At 63.4% G+C, this 18010-nt stretch carries 19 protein-coding genes; 7 read left to right on the top strand and 12 right to left on the bottom strand.

Going from position 1 to position 18010, the window contains the following annotated elements; genetic code table 11:
* The 3 genes from X733_RS149610 to X733_RS149600 form a co-directional block, all read right to left on the bottom strand.
* On the bottom strand, positions 1-1962 hold a 1962-nt coding region (locus tag X733_RS149610), incomplete at its 3' end, for a chromosome segregation SMC family protein (protein ID WP_023818954.1).
* A 69-nt stretch (positions 1963-2031) separates the two neighbouring features.
* The gene (locus X733_RS149605) at positions 2032-2763 is read right to left on the bottom strand and encodes a DsbA family protein (RefSeq protein WP_023687169.1); all 732 of its coding nucleotides are present in this window, start codon (positions 2761-2763) and stop codon (positions 2032-2034) included.
* A gap of 167 nt (positions 2764-2930) precedes the next feature.
* Positions 2931-3437, bottom strand: coding sequence for a DUF721 domain-containing protein (locus tag X733_RS149600; protein WP_023687168.1), 507 nt, complete (start codon positions 3435-3437; stop codon positions 2931-2933).
* Positions 3438-3487: 50 nt separating this feature from the next.
* Between X733_RS149600 and mutY the strand changes: the two genes are divergently transcribed.
* Together mutY and X733_RS149590 are read left to right on the top strand one after the other, a co-directional pair.
* Complete coding sequence (mutY, locus tag X733_RS149595; protein WP_023668390.1) at positions 3488-4609, top strand: A/G-specific adenine glycosylase; 1122 nt, start codon at positions 3488-3490, stop codon at positions 4607-4609.
* A gap of 22 nt (positions 4610-4631) precedes the next feature.
* Positions 4632-5243: an HAD family phosphatase gene (locus X733_RS149590; RefSeq protein WP_023818955.1), complete on the top strand. Its 612-nt coding sequence runs from the start codon at positions 4632-4634 to the stop codon at positions 5241-5243.
* A 219-nt stretch (positions 5244-5462) separates the two neighbouring features.
* Here X733_RS149590 and X733_RS149585 read toward each other — a convergent pair whose 3' ends face one another.
* Positions 5463-6596 carry a site-specific DNA-methyltransferase gene (locus tag X733_RS149585; RefSeq protein WP_023687165.1) on the bottom strand — a complete coding sequence of 378 codons (1134 nt, stop codon included), beginning with the start codon at positions 6594-6596 and terminating at the stop codon, positions 5463-5465.
* A gap of 188 nt (positions 6597-6784) precedes the next feature.
* On the opposite strand from X733_RS149585, the gene X733_RS149580 reads away from it, so the two are divergent.
* Entirely contained in the window at positions 6785-7471 is a 687-nt protein-coding gene (locus tag X733_RS149580) for an HAD family hydrolase (RefSeq protein ID WP_023740718.1), read from the top strand.
* A 5-nt stretch (positions 7472-7476) separates the two neighbouring features.
* Here X733_RS149580 and X733_RS149575 read toward each other — a convergent pair whose 3' ends face one another.
* From X733_RS149575 to X733_RS149545, 7 genes are all read right to left on the bottom strand, one after another.
* Positions 7477-7908, bottom strand: coding sequence for a DUF1801 domain-containing protein (locus X733_RS149575; protein WP_023668394.1), 432 nt, complete (start codon positions 7906-7908; stop codon positions 7477-7479).
* A 13-nt stretch (positions 7909-7921) separates the two neighbouring features.
* Positions 7922-8380 carry a DUF1801 domain-containing protein gene (locus X733_RS149570; RefSeq protein WP_023668395.1) on the bottom strand — a complete coding sequence of 153 codons (459 nt, stop codon included), beginning with the start codon at positions 8378-8380 and terminating at the stop codon, positions 7922-7924.
* Positions 8381-8383: 3 nt separating this feature from the next.
* Positions 8384-8605 carry a hypothetical protein gene (locus X733_RS149565; RefSeq protein ID WP_023668396.1) on the bottom strand — a complete coding sequence of 74 codons (222 nt, stop codon included), beginning with the start codon at positions 8603-8605 and terminating at the stop codon, positions 8384-8386.
* Between the two features lie 25 nt (positions 8606-8630).
* Entirely contained in the window at positions 8631-9023 is a 393-nt protein-coding gene (locus tag X733_RS149560; RefSeq protein ID WP_023687162.1) for a VOC family protein, read from the bottom strand.
* 57 nt (positions 9024-9080) lie between these two features.
* Positions 9081-9506 carry an SRPBCC domain-containing protein gene (locus tag X733_RS149555; RefSeq protein WP_023740717.1) on the bottom strand — a complete coding sequence of 142 codons (426 nt, stop codon included), beginning with the start codon at positions 9504-9506 and terminating at the stop codon, positions 9081-9083.
* A complete protein-coding gene (locus X733_RS149550) occupies positions 9503-9826 on the bottom strand; it encodes a metalloregulator ArsR/SmtB family transcription factor (protein ID WP_023740716.1) in 324 nt (107 codons plus the stop codon). Before X733_RS149550 ends, X733_RS149555 begins: the two co-directional genes overlap by 4 nt.
* Positions 9827-10025: 199 nt before the next feature.
* A complete protein-coding gene (locus X733_RS149545; RefSeq protein WP_023740715.1) occupies positions 10026-10757 on the bottom strand; it encodes a hypothetical protein in 732 nt (243 codons plus the stop codon).
* Positions 10758-10885: 128 nt separating this feature from the next.
* Between X733_RS149545 and thrC the strand changes: the two genes are divergently transcribed.
* From thrC to X733_RS149525, 4 genes are read left to right on the top strand one after another with little or no spacing between them, the layout of a single operon-like run.
* Positions 10886-12283: a threonine synthase gene (thrC, locus tag X733_RS149540; RefSeq protein ID WP_023740714.1), complete on the top strand. Its 1398-nt coding sequence runs from the start codon at positions 10886-10888 to the stop codon at positions 12281-12283.
* Positions 12284-12297: 14 nt separating this feature from the next.
* Complete coding sequence (locus tag X733_RS149535; protein WP_023668402.1) at positions 12298-13590, top strand: pitrilysin family protein; 1293 nt, start codon at positions 12298-12300, stop codon at positions 13588-13590.
* A gap of 14 nt (positions 13591-13604) precedes the next feature.
* Positions 13605-14201 carry a GNAT family protein gene (locus tag X733_RS149530; RefSeq protein ID WP_023668403.1) on the top strand — a complete coding sequence of 199 codons (597 nt, stop codon included), beginning with the start codon at positions 13605-13607 and terminating at the stop codon, positions 14199-14201.
* A 3-nt stretch (positions 14202-14204) separates the two neighbouring features.
* A complete protein-coding gene (locus X733_RS149525; RefSeq protein ID WP_023706671.1) occupies positions 14205-17093 on the top strand; it encodes an EAL domain-containing protein in 2889 nt (962 codons plus the stop codon).
* 186 nt (positions 17094-17279) lie between these two features.
* Here X733_RS149525 and X733_RS149520 read toward each other — a convergent pair whose 3' ends face one another.
* The gene (locus X733_RS149520) at positions 17280-17888 is read right to left on the bottom strand and encodes a YqgE/AlgH family protein (RefSeq protein WP_023668405.1); all 609 of its coding nucleotides are present in this window, start codon (positions 17886-17888) and stop codon (positions 17280-17282) included.
* Positions 17889-18010 lie beyond the last annotated feature (122 nt).

An 18010-nucleotide genomic window follows, 5' to 3' on the forward strand; every position in this document is an offset into this window, starting at 1 on the left:
TGCCTCGCGCATGATCTGCGTCGCCTGCACCGCCTCGGCATCGAGCTCGGCCAGCCGGTTCTTCTGCGCCAGCCTTTGCGCGGCCGCGGTGGGTGCATCGGCGCTGGCGGTCAGCCCGTCCCAGCGCCACAGCGCGCCGTCACGGCTGACCAGCCGCTGGCCGGGGGCAAGCAGCGTCTGCAGGCGTTTGCCGTCGGCGGCATCGACGATGCCGATCTGCGCCAACCGGCGGGCAAGCTGCGAAGGCGCGCGCACCACGCTGGCGAGGCTCTTGAGGCCTTCCGGCAAGGCCGCATCGCCTGGTTGAACCTGGCTTTCGCCCCAGTGCACCGGCGCGCTGCGGTCGAGCGGCACGTCGAGATCCTCGCCAAGCGCAGCACCAAGGGCCGTCTCATAGCCGCGTTCGACGCTGAGTTGCTCCAGCACCGACGGGAAAAGATCGCCGCTGGCGGCATTGAGGATCTTGGCCAGCGTGCGAGCTTCGGTCTCGATGCCGGCGAGTTCGGCCCTGGCATCCTGCAGCGGCGGACGGGCGGCACTCTCGGTGGCGCGCGCCTCGGCGACCGCCTGTTCGGCAGCAATGGCGCCGGCCTCGGCCTCCTCCAACCGGGCGAGCGCGTCCTCGACCAGAGCGCGCTTCTCGGCGGGATCGGGCAAGCCCGCAACCTTCGACATAATCTCGGACAATTCGCGGTCGACATCGGCCAGATGGCGGGCAAAGCGATCGCGGCGTTCGGCGTTTTCGCGCAGCGTGCGTTCGATCTGATTGCGCGCGGCGGCGGCCTCGGCGCGTTCGGCGGTTAGCGCAGCGAGCTTGGCTTCGCTCTGCGACAGCGTTGCGCCGGCCTGCTCGAAAGCGGCCCGCGTCGTGGCCTCGCGTTCGGCGGCGCCGGCATTTTCGGAATTGAGCGTGGCTTCTTCCTCGCGCAGGCGCTCAAGAATATCCGCATTGTCGCGCACCATGCGCTCTTCGCGCGCGATGTCGCCGTCGAGCTGCTGCAGCCGGCGCTCGAGTTCGGCCTGGCGGGCGCGGATGCGGCCTGCCTCCTCCTCGATCTGCGCCTTGGCGATCGACAGGCGCTGGAAGGCGGCGGCAGCCGCGGCCTCGGCGTCACGCAGGTCCGGCAGCCGGTGGGCGCCGATGCCTTGCTCCCGGGCGGCAGCCATCTGGGCGGCGGCGCGGTCGCCGACCAGAGCTGTGGCAACCGCCAGCGCCGACCGCGCATCGCCCTCCTGGGTTTTGGCCAAAGTCCAGCGCAGATGCAAGAGCGTGGCTTCCGCCTTGCGGATATCGGCCGACAGGTTCTTGAAGCGCGATGCCTGGCGCGCCTGGCGCTTAAGGCTTTCGATCTGGCTCTCCAGTTCGCCGACGACATCGTCCAGCCGTTCCAGATTCTGTTCGGCCGCCTTCAGCCGAAGCTCGGCCTCGTGACGGCGCGTGTGCAGGCCGGAAATGCCGGCGGCTTCTTCGAGCAACGCGCGGCGCGCCTGCGGCTTGGCCTGGATCAGTTCGCCGATGCGGCCCTGTCCGACCATGGAAGGCGAGCGCGCGCCGGTCGACTGGTCGGCGAACAGAAGCTGCACGTCCTTGGCGCGGGCTTCCTTGCCGTTGATGCGGTAGAGCGAGCCGGCTTCGCGCTCGATGCGGCGCGACACTTGCAATTCATCGGCGTCGTTGAAGGCGGCGGGCGCGGTCCGGTCGCTATTGTCGAGGAACAGCGTGACTTCGGCGGTGTTGCGGGCCGGGCGCGTTCCCGAGCCGGAAAAGATCACGTCGTCCATGCCGGACGCGCGCATGTTCTTGTATGAGCTTTCGCCCATCACCCAGCGCATCGCCTCGACAAGGTTCGACTTGCCGCAGCCATTCGGCCCGACAATGCCGGTCAGGCCACGTTCGATGACGAACTCGCCGGGTTCGACGAAGGACTTGAAGCCGAGGAGGCGAAGGCGCGAAAACTTCATTCGCGCCTGCCTGGAAGGCACAAAGGTGCGCTGACGCCGAAGCGCAGTCGCTCCGGCGCCGCCTGGACGTCAGAGCAGAGGGTCGATGATGGCCGATATTTCCTCAATCGACATCGCACCTTTGTAGGTTTTCCCGTTGATGAAGAAGGTCGGCGTCGAGTCGACCTTGAATTCATCGGCGCCGCGCTTCTGGACCGATCTCACATCGTCCAGAAGTTTCTGGTCCGTCAAGCAGGCCTCGAAGGACTCCTGTGTAAAACCGGCGAGCTTGGAGATCTGCAGCAGCGCATCCTTGGTATTGTTGACGCCGACCCAGTTGGCCTGCTGCTTGAACAGCACGTCGACCATCGGGAAATAATTGTCCTTCGAACAGCGCGCCAGCATGAAACCGGCCTCGGCGCTCGGATCGAACGGGAATTCGCGCAGGATGTAACGCGCCTTGCCGGTGTCGATGTATTTGGTCTTCAACTCAGGGAAGGTGGTCGCCGCGAAATGCGCACAATGCGGGCAGGTCATCGAAGCATATTCGACGATGGTGACCTTGGCGTCATCCTTGCCGAGCTGCTTGTCGGGCAAAGCGCCGGGCTTCAGCAGTTCGGCCATGTCGACATTGCCGGAAGACTCCGGGACCTTGACGGCGGCCGGAGTGGCAGGCGTCGAAGCAGGCACCGCGGGAGCCGCAGGCTTCACATCCGCTGCTTTGGCATCCTCGCCTGAATCGCTGCATGCGGCGAGCATAGCCACTGCCGGAATGACGGCCAGCGAAGACAGGAGGTTTCTGCGGGACAAGCTACGGTTCATGCGAATCACCTGACTGTGGTTTGATTTTGCAACGCAAAGGCTAGAAAAGGCGAGAGTTGGCGGGAATTAAGGCATCGCCGTCCCCATTCCAATCGCCAAACTCTACATGCAGGATCACGAATGCGCGAGATAGATGACGCGTTCATGACCGACTGATTACCGGTTGATTACCTTGGCCGCTTCCTTTGGCCAAGAATTGTGGCGCCAAGACGCTCCAGCGAGGCGCGCAAGCCTTCATCCTCGATCTTGCCGACGGTATCGGACAATTTGGCCTTTTCGACGGAAGTCAGTGCTCTCGGCGTCGGTTTCGGCCGGGCTTTGTCCCTCAGCACCGGCTTTTGCACGATCCGGATCCTGCCGATCGCGTTGAAGCCGAGAAAGGCATTGACGCGGTTGATGATCTCGCCGGTCTCGTGCTGTAGGTGCAGCGCGGCCATGCCCTCGCAGGCGATGACCAGCACCGCCGGCTCGAACGGATCGTCCTCATGCATGCGGCGCGGCCACTGGATTTTTTCGGGGCGCGAATGGCCGGCGAGCCTGGGGCCGGCGATCTCTTCCCATGACTGCACCAGCCCGATCGAAATGCCGGCCCGCTTGCGCAGCACGGGGTCGAGGATCGCGGTCGCGAGATCGCTCACCGGAACGGGATTGCCGTAAGGCGTTCTCCCTGCCATGTACGTTCTCCAGCCACGCTCCTCACCAGCCTAGAGCCAGCCCGCGATCAATGGCACTGCACGAACAGACCCGCAAGGCCGCATCCGGACCAACTCTATCGGGAGAGATCGCCGCGCGTCTGCTTGCCTGGTACGACGCGCACCATCGCGAACTGCCGTGGCGGATCACGCCGCACGCCGCGGCCGGCGGTGCACGGCCGGACCCCTATCGCATCTGGCTTTCGGAAGTGATGCTGCAGCAGACCACGGTCGAAGCGGTAAAATCCTATTTTCGCGCCTTTGTCGAGAAATGGCCTGATGTGAAGGCGCTGGCGGCTGCGCCGGCCGAGGATGTGATGAAGGCCTGGGCCGGGCTCGGCTATTATTCACGGGCGCGCAACCTCAAGGCCTGCGCCGATCTGGTTGCGAGCCAGGGCGGCCGTTTTCCCGACAACGAAACGGGATTGAGGGAATTGCCGGGGATCGGCGCCTATACGGCGGCGGCGATCGCGGCGATCGCCTTCGACCGTCCGGCGGCGGTCGTCGACGGCAATGTCGAACGTGTCATCTCGCGGCTCTATTCGATCGCAACGCGGCTCAGCGAGGCAAAGCCTGAAATCCGCGCGCTCGTCGCAAGACTGGTTCCGCAGACAAGGCCGGGCGACTTCGCCCAGGCAATGATGGACCTTGGCGCCACGATCTGCACGCCAAGACGGCCGCGCTGCATGCTGTGCCCGGTGCGCGAGGATTGCAGCGCCATCCTGTCCGGCGACCCCGAGCGCTTTCCGGTCCGCCTGCCCAAGGTCGACAAACCACTCAGGCGGGGTGCCGCCTTCGTCGCCGAGCGCGGCGACGGCGCCATCCTGTTGCGCAAGCGGCCTGACAAGGGCCTGCTCGGCGGCATGACCGAGGTGCCGACCACAGGTTGGACAGCGCGGATCGACGGTGCAACCACTTCGGAGGCAGCGCCCTTCCCTGCCGACTGGCGGCGCGCTGGAGAGATCGCGCATGTCTTCACCCATTTCGCGCTCGAGCTCGAAGTTTTTCACGCTCAAGTGAAAAGTGATGCGCCGGAAGGGCATTTCTGGTCGCTGGCCCATGACATTTCCGGAGAAGCGCTGCCGACCGTCATGAAAAAGGTCATCGAAGCAGCGATACCGGGCGCAACCAAAAAACACCGCCCAATTGACTAGCATTCGCTTTGAAAGGCCAGAAATGAGTGAAATCCGCCATATCGTGTTCGACATCGGCCGCGTCTTGCTCCACTACGATCCGAACATTCCGTTCAGCCGCCTCATTCCCGATGCCGAAGAGCGCAAGTGGTTCTTCGACAATGTCTGCACGCATGACTGGAACATCGAGCAGGATCGTGGCCGGACGTGGGAAGAGGCGGAAGCGCTGCTGATCGCGGATTACCCGGATCATGCTGAAAACATTCGCAATTTCCGGCGCTATTGGAACGACATGGTGCCGCATGCCTATGAGGACAGCGTCGCCATCATGCTCGGCCTGATCGAGAGCGGCCGCGACGTGACCATGCTGACGAACTTCGCCGCCGACACGCTTGCCGAGGCAAGACTGCGCTTCGATTTCCTTAGCCGCCCGCGCGGCGTGACCGTGTCGGCCGATATCCGTGAGATCAAGCCCGACCGCGCCATCTACGACCATCACGTGGTCGCGTTCGGCCTGGAGCCCTCCGCCACGCTGTTCATCGACGACAGCCCCAGGAATGTCGACGGAGCCAGGGCGGCTGGCTGGAATGCTGTGCTGTTCACAGATGCAAAAACGCTCAAGGCGGACCTTGAGCGGTATGGCATCGCGACCTGAGCTACGCAGAGGGGTCGAGGTAGCGCTTTATGGCGCCCCCCTCTGCCCTGCCGGGCATCTCCCCCACGAGGGGGGAGATTGGCAGCCTCGCCGACGGCTCTTTCTTACAACGTTAAAGGTTGGCGAAAACAATGAAGCGCGCGATCTCCCCCCTCGTGGGGGAGATGGCCGGCAGGCCAGAGGGGGGCGCCGTAGGGCGCCGACCTTTATGTGGTAGCGTCAGGCCCCTGCCCGTTCCATGCCGAGCCTGGCGATGCGGCGCAGTTCGTCGATCGGGGTCAGGCCGCCCGAGCGCTCATAGTGCCAGAAGGTCCAGCCGTTGCAGGCGTCCAGGCCCTGCACTTCGGCGCCGATCTTGTGGATCGAGCCGGCGCTGTCACCGATGGCAACCGTGCCGTCGGCGCGTACCTTGGCCGACCAGCGCTTCTTGGCATCGTAAAGCGTGGCGCCGGGCTGCATAAGCCCGGTATCGATGAGGCTGACAAAGGCGACGCGCGGCTCGGCGCGCTTGCCGGTGAGCACGGCGAGATCGGCGCTTTCCAGCGGCCGCACCGCATCGATGCGCTCATTGGCGGCGTCGATATAGGCCTGTTCGCGCTCGATGCCGACGAAATGGCGGCCAAGCCGCTTGGCCACGGCGCCGGTGGTGCCGGAGCCGAAAAACGGGTCGAGCACGATGTCGCCCGGCTTGGTCGAGGCCATCATGATGCGGGCGAGCAGCGCTTCCGGCTTCTGCGTCGGATGCAGCTTGTCGCCATTGTCGTTCTTCAGCCGCTCGCCGCCAGTGCAGATCGGGAACAGCCAGTCGGAGCGCATCTGGATGTCGTCGTTCGATGCCTTCATGGCTTCGTAGTTGAAGGTATAGCCCTTGCCCTTCTGGTCGCGCGAGGCCCAGATCATGGTCTCATGCGCGTTCTGGAAGCGGCGACCGCGGAAATTAGGCATTGGGTTGGTCTTGCGCCAGACGACATCGTTGAGGATCCAGAAGCCGAGATCCTGCATCTTGGCGCCGACGCGGAAGATGTTGTGGTAGGAGCCGATGACCCAGATGGTGCCATTCGGCTTCAGCACGCGGCGTGCCGCCAGGAGCCAGGCGCGGGTGAAGGCGTCATAGGCCTCGAAACTCTCGAACTGGTCCCAGTCATCGTCGACGGCGTCGACCTTGGACTGGTCGGGCCGGTGCAAATCGCCGTCGAGTTGCAGATTGTAAGGCGGATCGGCGAAGATGACGTCGATGGATTTTTCCGGCAGCCGGTCGAGCGCGGCGACACAATCGCCCTTGAGGATCGTGTCCAGCCACTCGGATTGCTGGGGGGCGTGGGACAGGTCGGCGAGAAGACGCACGGCAGACATTTTTACACCCAAGGCACGCGTTACTGTTTACTCCCCGTTATGGTTACCGATCAGCGTAAATATTCGGTGAAGGACGCAACGGTCCAGGCAGCCCTGACGTCGTCAATTTGCGCAGCCCGGCCCGTTGGTGTATGTCGCGCCGCTTGAGCCTTGCCGGGCCTCCATCACCCTCCCTCGTTCGGATTGCCATGCCCCAGCCAGATCTTGTCATCTTCGATTGCGACGGCGTGCTCGTCGATTCCGAAATCATCGCAGCCCGCGTCGAGGCCGAATTGCTGACCTTGGCCGGATATGAAATCTCGGCTGAGGAATACGCCGAAACCTATGCCGGACTGACCTTCAAGGACATCATGATGCGGGTCGAGCAAAAATCCGCCATCCCGTTCCAGGCCTCGATGATCGACCGGGCCGAAGAGCTGGTCGACCGCAAACTGCGCAGCGACGTGCGCGCCATCGACGGCGTGCGCGAGGCGGTCGCCGCGGTCACCGCGCCGCGCTGCGTCTGCTCGAACTCACGCTTGGAGCGGATCGAGTTCATGCTCGAGAAAGTGGGCCTGCTGCCGTTCTTCGCCGGCCGGATTTTTTCAGCGCTGGAAATACCAAGCAAGAAAACCAAGCCCGCGCCGGATGTGTTCCTGATCGCGGCGCAGCAACTCAACGCCAATCCGGCAAACATCTTCGTCATCGAGGATTCGGTGCACGGCGTCACCGGCGCCAGGGCCGCTGGCATGCGCGTGATCGGCTTCACCGGCGCCGCGCACAGCTATCCCGGCCATGCCGATGTGCTGACCGAAGCCGGCGCCGAAACCGTCATCCGCCGCTGGGCCGAACTGAAAAGTGTGGTTGCCGCTCTGTCGGAATGGTCGGACGCCTGAACCGATCAGTCCTTGGCTTTGGCCGACTTGGCCGGTTTCTTCTTTGCCCTGTTGTAGGCAATCGCGGCACGGACGAGCGCTTTCAGCGCATCCGCATCGATCTCGTCGCCCTCCGCCACATCGATGGCGCGCCACACCTTGCCGTTGAGCCCGTTGTTGAACAGCCTGTCGGGATCCGGCAGGCTGGCGCCGTGAGAAAAGGTCAGCTTCACCTTGTCCTTGTGAGCGTTGCCGACGGCGATCATGCCGTCGCGCGACCATACCGGGCTGCCCATCCACTTCCACTCCTCGATGATTTCCGGGTCGGCGTCGAGGATGGTCTTGCGCAGGCTGGCCAACGTCTTGCCCCGCCAATCGTCCAGCTCCCGGATTCGGGCATCTATCCGCTCGGAGGCAGAGGCGCCTCCCTCGTCCTTGCTCGACATGCTGACCTTCATGGTCTGCCTCCGTTCACATCTTCTCGCCGGGCAATCGGCTGGCCTGGCTCACCCAGGAGGCGAAGCGGGCTTCGTCGATCTCTTCGCCTTCATGGATGTCGAGATAGCGCACTTCCTTTTGCCTGGAACCGCCGGGAGGCACAGGATCGAGCGACGTGCCGCGAAAGAAGGCGACTTTGACGTATCTGGTGAAGCAATGCAGGCTGAGGAACCAACCCTCGCCCTCGATGCCATAGAACGGTGAGTTCCACTTCACCGCCTTGCAGACGCTGGGGACGGCGCTGACGATAAGTGCGTCGATCCAGCGCCCGACATCGCTTTTCCAGCCCGGCATGGCAGCAATATAGGCCTGCACCGGAGCGTCCCCATAGGCCTTCGGGATCTGCGGGTTGCCGCCCGAAAGCAGGACCGGCTTTTCCGGCTTGTCTGGGGCCGGTTTTGCGACCTTCGATTTTCCCGGCGCCTTGGCCATGTCCTACCCTTGCGCGCCCTGCTCGCCACGCGATCTCGCGACGTAAGGCAGCACGAACATGTAGAGGCCGCTGAACAGCAGCAGGAATAGCGGCAGCAGCGGCGAATAGACCACCCAGGCCGGAGGTTGCCCGAACGCCATGGTGATGAAATTGGCTGCCACGGTCAGCGTGAAGATGATCGACAGCCAACGATGGGTTTGACGTATCCATTTGCTCAAGTTCATTGCAACTTCCTCTTGAAACCAGCGCCTACCAACGCGCCAGTTGGGTGATCTGGATGAGATTGCCGCAGCTGTCGTTGAGCTGGGCGATAGTCGAGCCGGTCACTTCTGTCGGCGCCATGGCGAACGCACCGCCGCGTCCCTTGATGCGCTCGTAATCACCCTTGACGTCGTCGGTGAACAGCATGAGCGCGGGCTGCCCCTGCTTGAAGATGGCCTGCTGGTAGGCCTTGGCGGCCGGGTTGTCGTTGAGCGCCAGCTGTAGCTCGGCTCCCTCGGGCTCATCGGGTGAGATGACGGTCAGCCAACGAAAAGCCCCATTGCTGAAATCGGCCTTCACAGCAAAGCCCAGCACGTCGGTGTAGAAGCGCAGTGCGTTGTCCTGGTTGTCCACATAGACGCTGGTCAGCTTGATCTTCATCGATTTCCTCCTTTTTGCATTCGGTGCCCCGCGATCAGGGCATGGTACCGGCAGGCTTCAATCCGGCTTCGCCAGAAGCTGCTCCAGCTTGGTGAGGAATTGCTGCCACCCGGCCATGGCTCCGCCATAGGCCTGCTTCTGGCTCGGATGGAAACCCGACTGCTCGACGCGCAGATGGGTCCCCTTGCTGGTGGGCGTGAGCGTGAACGTCACCACGCTCTTCAGATTGTAGGCGGCATCCTCATGCGCAAAATCCCAGCTGTAGGACAGCGTCCTGCCTTGCTCGACGGCGAGGACCTCGCAATCGAGCACGCCGCCCCAGTCGCCGCGAAGATTGAAGCTGTGGCCGACGACAGGCTTGAAATCGTTCTTCATGAGCCATTCCTCCATCAGATGCGGCTGCGTCAACGCGCGCCAGATCTTCTCCGCCGGCCAGGATATTTCACGTTCGACGACGACGGTGCGCAGTTCGGGATTGCTCACTGGTCCATCCTTTTAAGCAGGTTTTCGAGGTCATCGAAGCGGCCCTCCCAGAATCCTGTCATTTGAACTGTCCAGTCGGTCAGCGGACCAAGTGCCTCGGGCTGCGCGCTGTAGTGGGTCTGGCGTCCGGCGTGGCGGTCACGCACCAGCCCGGCCAGCTTCAGGACGCCGAGATGCTTCGACACCGCCGGTTGCGAAACCCCGGACTGCGCCGTCAGCGCCCCCACGGTCTGCTCACCTTGGCGGCACAAGCGCTCGAAGATGGCCCGCCGGGTCGGGTCGGCAAGCGTTCTGAACAAAGTATCGTGGGCGTCCGGCATCGAGATCAATAACCTGCGAGCTATTGATTGACGTATAACCGCCGGGATATGGATGAGTCAAGTGCGCTGGCGGAATGGATCGAGATTAAAGCGCAGACGCGACCTGCCGCAGGCGCACGCCTGCAGGATTACGATCGGATCGTTTGGATCTTTCAAAGAGTTGACCGGCACCGTCGCAGCAGCGACGGCGCCCAGGCGCTTAGTTCGTCGCGGGAGCGCGCTTCTTTTTCTTGCCGGACTTCTTGTCCACCGCCGCCGGCGCGGTGTCGTCATAGCCGGCATAGACAGTGTAATCCCGGGCGGAGGGTTCGGGCACGACGACGTTGGGATCGGTGAACACGAACTGGGTGGCGGTCGAGGGATCGCTGACCTGGATCTGATAGGGGTGGATCTGCGAATAAAGTACGTCGGGGCCGTGCATGACGGCAATGCGGATCGGCATGGTGATGGTGCCGGGGGCGAACAGCGGTCCCGGCACGATCTTGCCGGCAACCCCAACCTTCATCGTCAACTGGCCGTTGGCACGGCTGCAATCGCGGCTCACATCGCTGATCGAGGCCTGGTAGATGATCTTGGCCGGATCCTTGTTCGGATCGACGATGGAGCCGTCAGGCGCCGTCTGCGCGGCGGCAGCGGCCTCGGCATCCTGTGTTGCATCAGCCTTTTTCTTTTTCGGCTGCGGCGCGCCCTTGGCGTAGGTATTGAAGTATGCGGTGCCGTCACGCACCGTCACTTTCGGGCAGTAGGCCTGCAACTGGCTGGCGAGAACCTTGGGATCCTGAGGCGGTATTGGCGCATTCGGGTCGGTCTTCTTGCCGAAACCGAGATTGAGGATGCCATTGTCGCTCGATTGGCAACCGGCGGCGGCAAGCATAAAGCCCGTTAGCGCCAGACCCGCGACAAAGCGACGGTTGAACCTATGAAACGCCATGAAACTGCACTTCCCTCTCGCAAAGTTGGTGACGTATAGCAACGCCACGGCAAAAATGCGACTGAGGCGGCTCGGAAAATTAACCAATTGCCGTGGATGAAACCGGCGGCAGCAATGGACCTTTGACGATGCGCTATGTGAGTACCCGCGGGGATGTGCCCGTGCTTGGATTTGCCGATGCGGTGCTGGCGGGGCTGGCCCGCGACGGCGGGCTTTATGTGCCGCAGACATGGCCGCAGTTTTCGGCAGCCGAGATCCGCGCCATGCGCGGCCTGCCCTATGCGGACCTCGCCATCCGCGTGCTGACGCCCTTCCTCGGCGGCGAGATCGCCGCACCCGTCTTCGAGCGCCTGGTGCGAGAAGCCTATGCCACCTTCCGCCACCGGGCCGTCTGCCCGCTGGTGCAGACCGGCGCCAACACGTTCATCCTCGAGCTCTTCCACGGTCCGACGCTGGCCTTCAAGGACGTTGCCATGCAGCTGCTTGCCCGGCTGATGGACCATGTACTGACTGAGCGTGGCCAGCGCGCCACCATCGTCGGCGCGACCTCGGGTGACACTGGCGGCGCCGCCATCGATGCCTTCGCCGGCCGCGACCGAACTGACATTTTCGTGATGTTCCCGCATGGCCGCGTCTCGCCGGTGCAGCAGCGGCAGATGACGACATCGACTGCCGCCAACGTCCAGGCGCTGGCGATCGAAGGCAATTTCGACGATTGCCAGGGCCTGCTGAAGGATATGTTCAACGATCATCGTTTTCGTGATCGCGTGTCGCTGTCGGGCGTCAATTCGATCAACTGGGCCCGCATCATGGCCCAGATCGTCTATTATTTTTCCTCGGCGCTTTCGCTCGGCGCGCCGGACAGGCCGGTCTCCTTTACCGTGCCGACCGGCAATTTCGGCGACATTTTCGCCGGTTACGCCGCCAAGAAGATGGGCCTGCCGATCGAGCGGCTGATCGTCGCCACCAACGACAACGACATATTGGCGCGCACTTTCGCGACCGGTGAATACCGCACCAAGGGTGTGTTTGCGACGACGTCGCCATCGATGGACATCCAGGTATCGTCGAACTTCGAGCGACTGCTGTTCGAGGCCTGCGACCGTAACGCAGAGACGGTGCGGCGTTACATGGCCGGCCTCAAGCAATCCGGCGCCTTCACCATCGAAACCGCAGAAATCGACCGGATGCGGTCCGAATTCGACGCCGGACGCGCTGATATGGACGAGGTTGCCGCCACCATCCGTTCAACGCTCGAATCCAGCAATTATCTGCTCGATCCGCACACGGCCGCGGCCGTGCATGTCGCCGCCGGCAAGGCTGACGGTGCAGTGCCGATGGTGGTGCTGGGCACGGCGCACCCGGCCAAGTTCCCGGCCGCGGTCGAAGCCGCCTGCGGCGTGTCGCCGGCCCTGCCGGCATGGCTGGGGTCCTTGATGTCAGCCGACGAAAAGTACACGGTACTTCCATCCGACCTGAAAATGGTGGAAGATTACGTGAGCCGCCACTCAAGGGCAGCGCGTTAGGGAGTACTTGCCATATGGGTGTTGAGGTAAGCCGTCTGTCGAACGGCCTGACAGTCGCCACCGAAACCCTTCCAAGCCTCGAATCCGTTGCCCTTGGCGCCTGGGTCAAGTCCGGCGCCCGCAATGAGCGTGACGACGAGCACGGAATGGCCCATCTGCTCGAGCATATGGCCTTCAAGGGTACGAAAAGGCGGACGGCCTTCGAGATCGCCTCGGAAATCGAGGATGTCGGCGGCGAGATCAATGCCGCCACATCAGTCGAGACGACGTCCTATTACGCCAGGGTGCTGTCCGACGATGTGCCGCTGGCGGTGGATATCCTTGCCGATATCCTGCAGGAGTCCGAATTCGACCCGGAGGAACTGGAGCGCGAGCAGCATGTGATCCTGCAGGAGATCGGCGCCGCGCACGACACGCCCGACGACATCGTCTTCGACCGTTTCACCGAGACCGCCTTCCGCCACCAGACGATCGGCCGCTCGATCCTCGGCACGCCGGAAACCGTCAAATCCTTCACCTCCAAACAGCTGCATGATTTCATCGAGCGCCAGTATGGCGCCGAGAAGATGGTGATCGTCGCGGCCGGCGACATCAAGCATGACAATTTCGTGCGCGAGGTCGAAAAGCAGCTCGGCGGTTTCCGCAGCAAGTCCGACAGCACGATGCCGCAATATGCGCAGTATGTCGGCGGCGATTTCCGCGAGGATCGCGACCTGATGGACGCGCAGATCGTGCTCGGCTTCGAAGGCCGAGCCTATCATGTGCGCGATTTCTACGCTTCGCAGGTGCTGTCGATGATCCTCGGCGGCGGCATGTCGTCCCGGCTGTTCCAGGAGGTCCGCGAAAAGCGTGGCCTGTGCTATTCGGTCTATGCCTTCCACTGGGGTTTTTCCGATACCGGCATCTTCGGCGTTCATGCCGCGACCGGGCAGAGCGACATTGCCGAACTGGTGCCGGTCATTATCGACGAGCTGCAGAAGGCCGGCGAGAATATCCTTCAGGAAGAGCTCGACCGCGCCCGCGCGCAATATCGCGCCGGCCTGATCATGTCGGCTGAAAGCCCGGCCAGCCGCGCCTCGCAGATCGCCAGGCAGCTGCTTCTGTTCGGCCGGCCGATCGCCAAGGAGGAGTTGATGGAACGGCTGTCGGCGCTGACCGTCGAGCGGCTGACCGACCTTTCGTCCCGGCTGTTTTCGACCAAGCCGACGCTGACTGCGGTTGGACCGGTGGGTACGCTCGCGCCCTATGAGGCGATTCTCGATTCGCTTGCGGGCACGCACACCACGGCCCGCAAGCTCGCCGTCTAAGCCTTCAAGCGCCGGTGTTCGCGCTCCCTTTCTTTCGCCGTGACCTGCCGGCACTGAAAGGCGACCGGGTCATGCTGCGCGTGCCCTACACCAACGACTATCGCGAATGGTCGGCGGTGCGCGGCGAAAGCCGTGCCTTCCTCGAACCGTGGGAGCCGCGCTGGACGCCCGATGAACTCGACCGCACCGCCTGGCGGCTGCGCATCGGCCGCTACCGCGAAGACTATGCGCAGGGAACCGCCATCGCCTTCTTCATCTTCGAGAAGGCGAGCGGCAAGCTTGCAGGCGGCATTACGCTCGGCAATATCCGCCACGGCGTCTCGCAAAGCGGCCATGTCGGCTACTGGATCGGGGAGCGGTTCGGCGGCCGCGGCCTGATGACCGACGCGGTCAAGGTGGTCTGCCGCTTCGCCTTCGATACGCTGAGGTTGCACCGGATCGAAGCTGCCTGTATTCCCGACAATGTCCGGTCGATCCGCGTGCTTGAAAAAGCCGGATTCCGGCGCGAAGGACTTCTGCGATCCTACCTCAGGATCAACGGCATCTGGCAGGACCACTACCTCTACGCCCGGATCGCGGACGATCCGCCGGGCGCTGGAACGAAGGACTGATTTTTGACGAATTTCCTGCGAAACGGGTCGCTGTTGGCCTTTGTTCTGGCGGTTGTCGTCACGCTTTGCGCGGCGCTCCCGGCCTTCGCCGTCGAACCGATCAAGATTGCCCGCGACGATGTCGCGCTCGACCTGTCGCGCGCCGTCCAGATCTACGTCAATCAGGGCGAAAACTTCCAGGTGTCGACCGCGCCCGGTCCCGACGGCATCGTGCGGCGCATCGAGGTCGAGGCCAATGACGCGCGCTCGAGCGGCGACTGGGCGGTGTTCGCGCTCGCCAACACCACCGACCAGCAGCTCGACCGGCTGATCGTGGCGCCGCATTTCCGGCTGGTGAATTCCGGCATCTTCTGGCCCGATCTCGGCGCCACCCGCATCGCCGCGATCACCCCCAGCGAGGGCTTCGCGCTCGACCGCCAGTCAAGCTCCGACGCCGACGTGTTCCGGGTGACGCTGAACCCGGGAACGGTGATCACCTTCATCGCCGAACTCGCCTCGCCGAAGCTGCCGCAGGTCTATCTATGGGAGCCGGAAGCCTACAAGGACTCGGTCAATTCCTATACGCTGTTCCGCGGCATCGTTATCGGCATCGCCGGGCTGCTGGCGCTCTTCCTGACCATCCTTTTCGTCGTCAAGGGAACCTCGATGTTTCCGGCGACAGCCGCACTTGCGTGGGCGGTACTTGCCTATATCTGCGTCGATTTCGGCTTTCTAAACAAGATCATAGAGATATCGCCCGGGAACGAGCAGATGTGGCGGGCGGGAACGGAGGTGGCGCTTGCGGCGACCTTCGTGGTGTTCCTGTTCGCCTATCTCAACCTCAACCGGTGGCACGGCCATTTCAGCTATGGCGCGCTGGTCTGGATCCTCGGTCTGGTGCTGATTGCGGGTGTGGCCATCATCGATCCGGCCGTCGCCGCCGGTATTGCCCGGCTGTCCTTTGCCGCCACCGCGCTGACCGGGCTCGGCCTCATCATCCTGCTCGGTCTTCGTGGTTACGACCGTGCGATCATGCTGGTGCCCAGTTGGGTGATGGTGCTGCTATGGCTGTGCGGGTCGTGGATGGCAATCACCGGCATGCTCGACAACGACATCGCCCAGCCGGCATTGGGCGGCGGGCTGATCCTGATCATCCTTTTGATCGGCTTCACCGTCATGCAGCATGCCTTTGCCGGCGGCGCGCTGCATCAGGGCCTGTTCTCCGATCTTGAGCGCCAGGCGCTGGCCGTCGCCGGCTCCGGCGACACGGTGTGGGACTGGGACGTGCTGCGCGACCGCGTCGTCACCAAGCCCGACGTCAGCATCCAGCTTGGCCTGGCGCCCAACAGCCTGGGGGGTGCGGCCCGCAACTGGCTGCCGGTGCTGCATGCCGACGACCGCGACACGTTCCGCACCACCCTCGACGTGGTGCTCGAACATCGGCGCGGCCGGGTCTCGCAGAATTTCCGCCTGCGCGGCGCCGACGGGCACTACCACTGGTTCTTGCTTCGGGCGCGGCCGGTGATCGGCTCGGACGGCGAAGTGATTCGCTGCGTCGGCACCATGGTCGACGTCACCGAGCAGAAAAAGTCCGAGGAAAGGCTGCTGCACGATGCCGTTCACGACAATCTGACCGGCCTGCCCAACCGCGAACTTCTGATGAACCGGCTGGAAGCCATCATCTCGATCGCGCGCACCGAAGAGAAGGTGCGCCCGACCGTCTTCGTCATCGACATCGACCGTTTCAAGCAGGTCAATGACGGGCTTGGCATCTCAGCCGGCGACACCATCCTGCTCACCATTGCGCGCCGCTTGCACCGGCTGTTGAAACCGAAGGATTCGCTGTCGCGCTTTGCCGGTGACCAGTTCGCCCTGATGCTGCTCTCCGAACAGGAACCCTCCCGCATCGCGGCGGTGGCAGACGCCATCAAGCACGCCATCAACAACCCGATCACCTTCGCCAAGCGCGAGATCGTGCTGACTGCCTCGATCGGCCTGATCACCTGGACCTCGGCGCAGACTTCGGCAGAAGACATGGTCAAGGACGCCGAGCTTGCCATGCACCAGGCCAAGCGCTTCGGCGGCGACAGGATCGAGCCGTTCCGGCCGGCCTTCCGCACCGTCGGCACCGACCGGCTGCAATTCGAATCCGATCTGCGCCGCGCCATCGAGCGGCGCGAATTCACCCTTGCCTACCAGCCGATCGTGCGGCTGGAGGACGGCAGCATTGCCGGCTTCGAAGCGCTGCTGCGTTGGGACCATCCGCGCCGCGGCATGATCCCGCCCGGCGATTTCATTCCGGTCGCCGAAAGCTGTGGCCTGATCGTGCAGCTTGGGCTGTTTGCCATGCAGCAGGCGGCTGAAGACCTCGCCGGCTGGCAAAAGCAGATCGGCGACACCCCGCTGTCGGTGTCGGTCAATCTGTCCAGCCGCCAGCTGATCCGCCGCGACCTGGTCAGCGATGTCCGCTCGGTCATCGCCCGCGCCAATCTGAAGCCGCGCTGCTTCCGGCTCGAACTTACCGAATCGCTGGTCATGGACAATCCAGAGCAGACCTCGCATGTGCTGACCAAACTCAAGCAGCTCGGCATCGGCCTGTCGCTGGACGATTTCGGCACCGGCTATTCCTCGCTCGCCTATCTGACCCGCTTCCCCTTCGACACCATCAAGATCGACAAGAGCTTCGTCGACGACGCGACGCCGAAGCGGGCGGTGCTGCTCAAATCCATGGTCAACATGGCGCATGAACTCGGCCTGTCGGTGGTGGCCGAGGGCATTTCCGACGAAAGCGATGCGCTGGAATTGCGCCAGATGGGCTGCGAATATGTGCAAAGCTTCATGTTCGGCGCGCCGATGCCAGGCGACCAGGTGCTGAAGGCGTTGAAAGAGCAGTACCCGATGACGCAGGCGTGACGGGTGAGGCATGCGTCGTGCAGGCGCGTGGTCACATTGGAATGAACCCCTGAAGCGACCGCGCCTTCGTCATCCTGGGGCGAAGCAAGGAGCGCAGCGACGCGGCGCAGACCTTAGGATGGCGAAAGTGGCGGGCGGCTTCGGCTAGTCGCGAAGGTTCGGCGGAACGTCGGCGAAGGCGAGGCCTCAGGCGTGCCCCGCGGCCAGGCTCAAATGCGCCAGATCAATCCCGATCGATGCCAGGATGCGGTCGTACTTCCGCTCGATGTCGGCGTCGAACAGCAGCTCCGGCGTGGCCGGACAGGTCAGCCAGCCATTCTCGGCGATCTCGGTTTCCAGCTGGCCGGCGCCCCAGCCGGAATAGCCGAGCGCCATCAACGCGCGCCGCGGGCCGCGGCCGGACGAGATGGCGCGCAATATGTCGACCGTCGCGGTCAGGCAGATATCGTCGGAGACGGTGAGCGAGGATTCCACCCGGTAGTCGCCCGAGTGCAGGACGAAGCCGCGGCTGCGGTCCACCGGGCCGCCATTGCGCACGACGAAGTCGCGGGCCTGCGCCGGCAGCCTGATCGCCTCCTGCTCGTTCATGATGCCGAGCTGCACCAGAAGATCGGGAAACAGCATCTGTTGCGTCTGGTTGATGATCAGGCCCATGGCGCCTTCATCGCTGTGCGCACAGATGTAGATGACCGAGCGCGTGAAGCGATCGTCCTTCATGCCGGGCATGGCAATCAGAAACTGGTCGTCAAGAAAGCCGCGTCCACCGGCTGTCTTTTTGTGGCGCAACAAGTCCATGGACGGGAGCGTAACGCGTTTCCGGGACGCCGAAAAGATGCGCCGCGTGCGATTCGGCCAAAGCCCAACGGTTGGAACAACGGAATCTTGACTGCGAACTTCACTCGGCCGATTGCTTGAAG

The sequence above is a fragment of the Mesorhizobium sp. L2C066B000 genome (genome assembly GCF_000502335.1).
In the GTDB taxonomy this organism is placed as follows: domain Bacteria; phylum Pseudomonadota; class Alphaproteobacteria; order Rhizobiales; family Rhizobiaceae; genus Mesorhizobium.

Excerpts from the sequence above, each read along its gene's own strand:
- X733_RS149605 (WP_023687169.1), bottom strand. The coding sequence starts at position 2,763 with ATGAACCGTAGCTTGTCCCGCAGAAACCTCCTGTCTTCGCTGGCCGTC.
- X733_RS149600 (WP_023687168.1), bottom strand. The coding sequence starts at position 3,437 with ATGGCAGGGAGAACGCCTTACGGCAATCCCGTTCCGGTGAGCGATCTC.
- mutY (WP_023668390.1), top strand. The coding sequence starts at position 3,488 with ATGGCACTGCACGAACAGACCCGCAAGGCCGCATCCGGACCAACTCTA.
- X733_RS149590 (WP_023818955.1), top strand. The coding sequence starts at position 4,632 with ATGAGTGAAATCCGCCATATCGTGTTCGACATCGGCCGCGTCTTGCTC.
- X733_RS149585 (WP_023687165.1), bottom strand. The coding sequence starts at position 6,596 with ATGTCTGCCGTGCGTCTTCTCGCCGACCTGTCCCACGCCCCCCAGCAA.
- X733_RS149580 (WP_023740718.1), top strand. The coding sequence starts at position 6,785 with ATGCCCCAGCCAGATCTTGTCATCTTCGATTGCGACGGCGTGCTCGTC.
- X733_RS149575 (WP_023668394.1), bottom strand. The coding sequence starts at position 7,908 with ATGAAGGTCAGCATGTCGAGCAAGGACGAGGGAGGCGCCTCTGCCTCC.
- X733_RS149570 (WP_023668395.1), bottom strand. The coding sequence starts at position 8,380 with ATGGCCAAGGCGCCGGGAAAATCGAAGGTCGCAAAACCGGCCCCAGAC.
- X733_RS149565 (WP_023668396.1), bottom strand. The coding sequence starts at position 8,605 with ATGAACTTGAGCAAATGGATACGTCAAACCCATCGTTGGCTGTCGATC.
- X733_RS149560 (WP_023687162.1), bottom strand. The coding sequence starts at position 9,023 with ATGAAGATCAAGCTGACCAGCGTCTATGTGGACAACCAGGACAACGCA.
- X733_RS149550 (WP_023740716.1), bottom strand. The coding sequence starts at position 9,826 with ATGCCGGACGCCCACGATACTTTGTTCAGAACGCTTGCCGACCCGACC.
- X733_RS149545 (WP_023740715.1), bottom strand. The coding sequence starts at position 10,757 with ATGGCGTTTCATAGGTTCAACCGTCGCTTTGTCGCGGGTCTGGCGCTA.
- thrC (WP_023740714.1), top strand. The coding sequence starts at position 10,886 with ATGCGCTATGTGAGTACCCGCGGGGATGTGCCCGTGCTTGGATTTGCC.
- X733_RS149535 (WP_023668402.1), top strand. The coding sequence starts at position 12,298 with ATGGGTGTTGAGGTAAGCCGTCTGTCGAACGGCCTGACAGTCGCCACC.
- X733_RS149520 (WP_023668405.1), bottom strand. The coding sequence starts at position 17,888 with ATGGACTTGTTGCGCCACAAAAAGACAGCCGGTGGACGCGGCTTTCTT.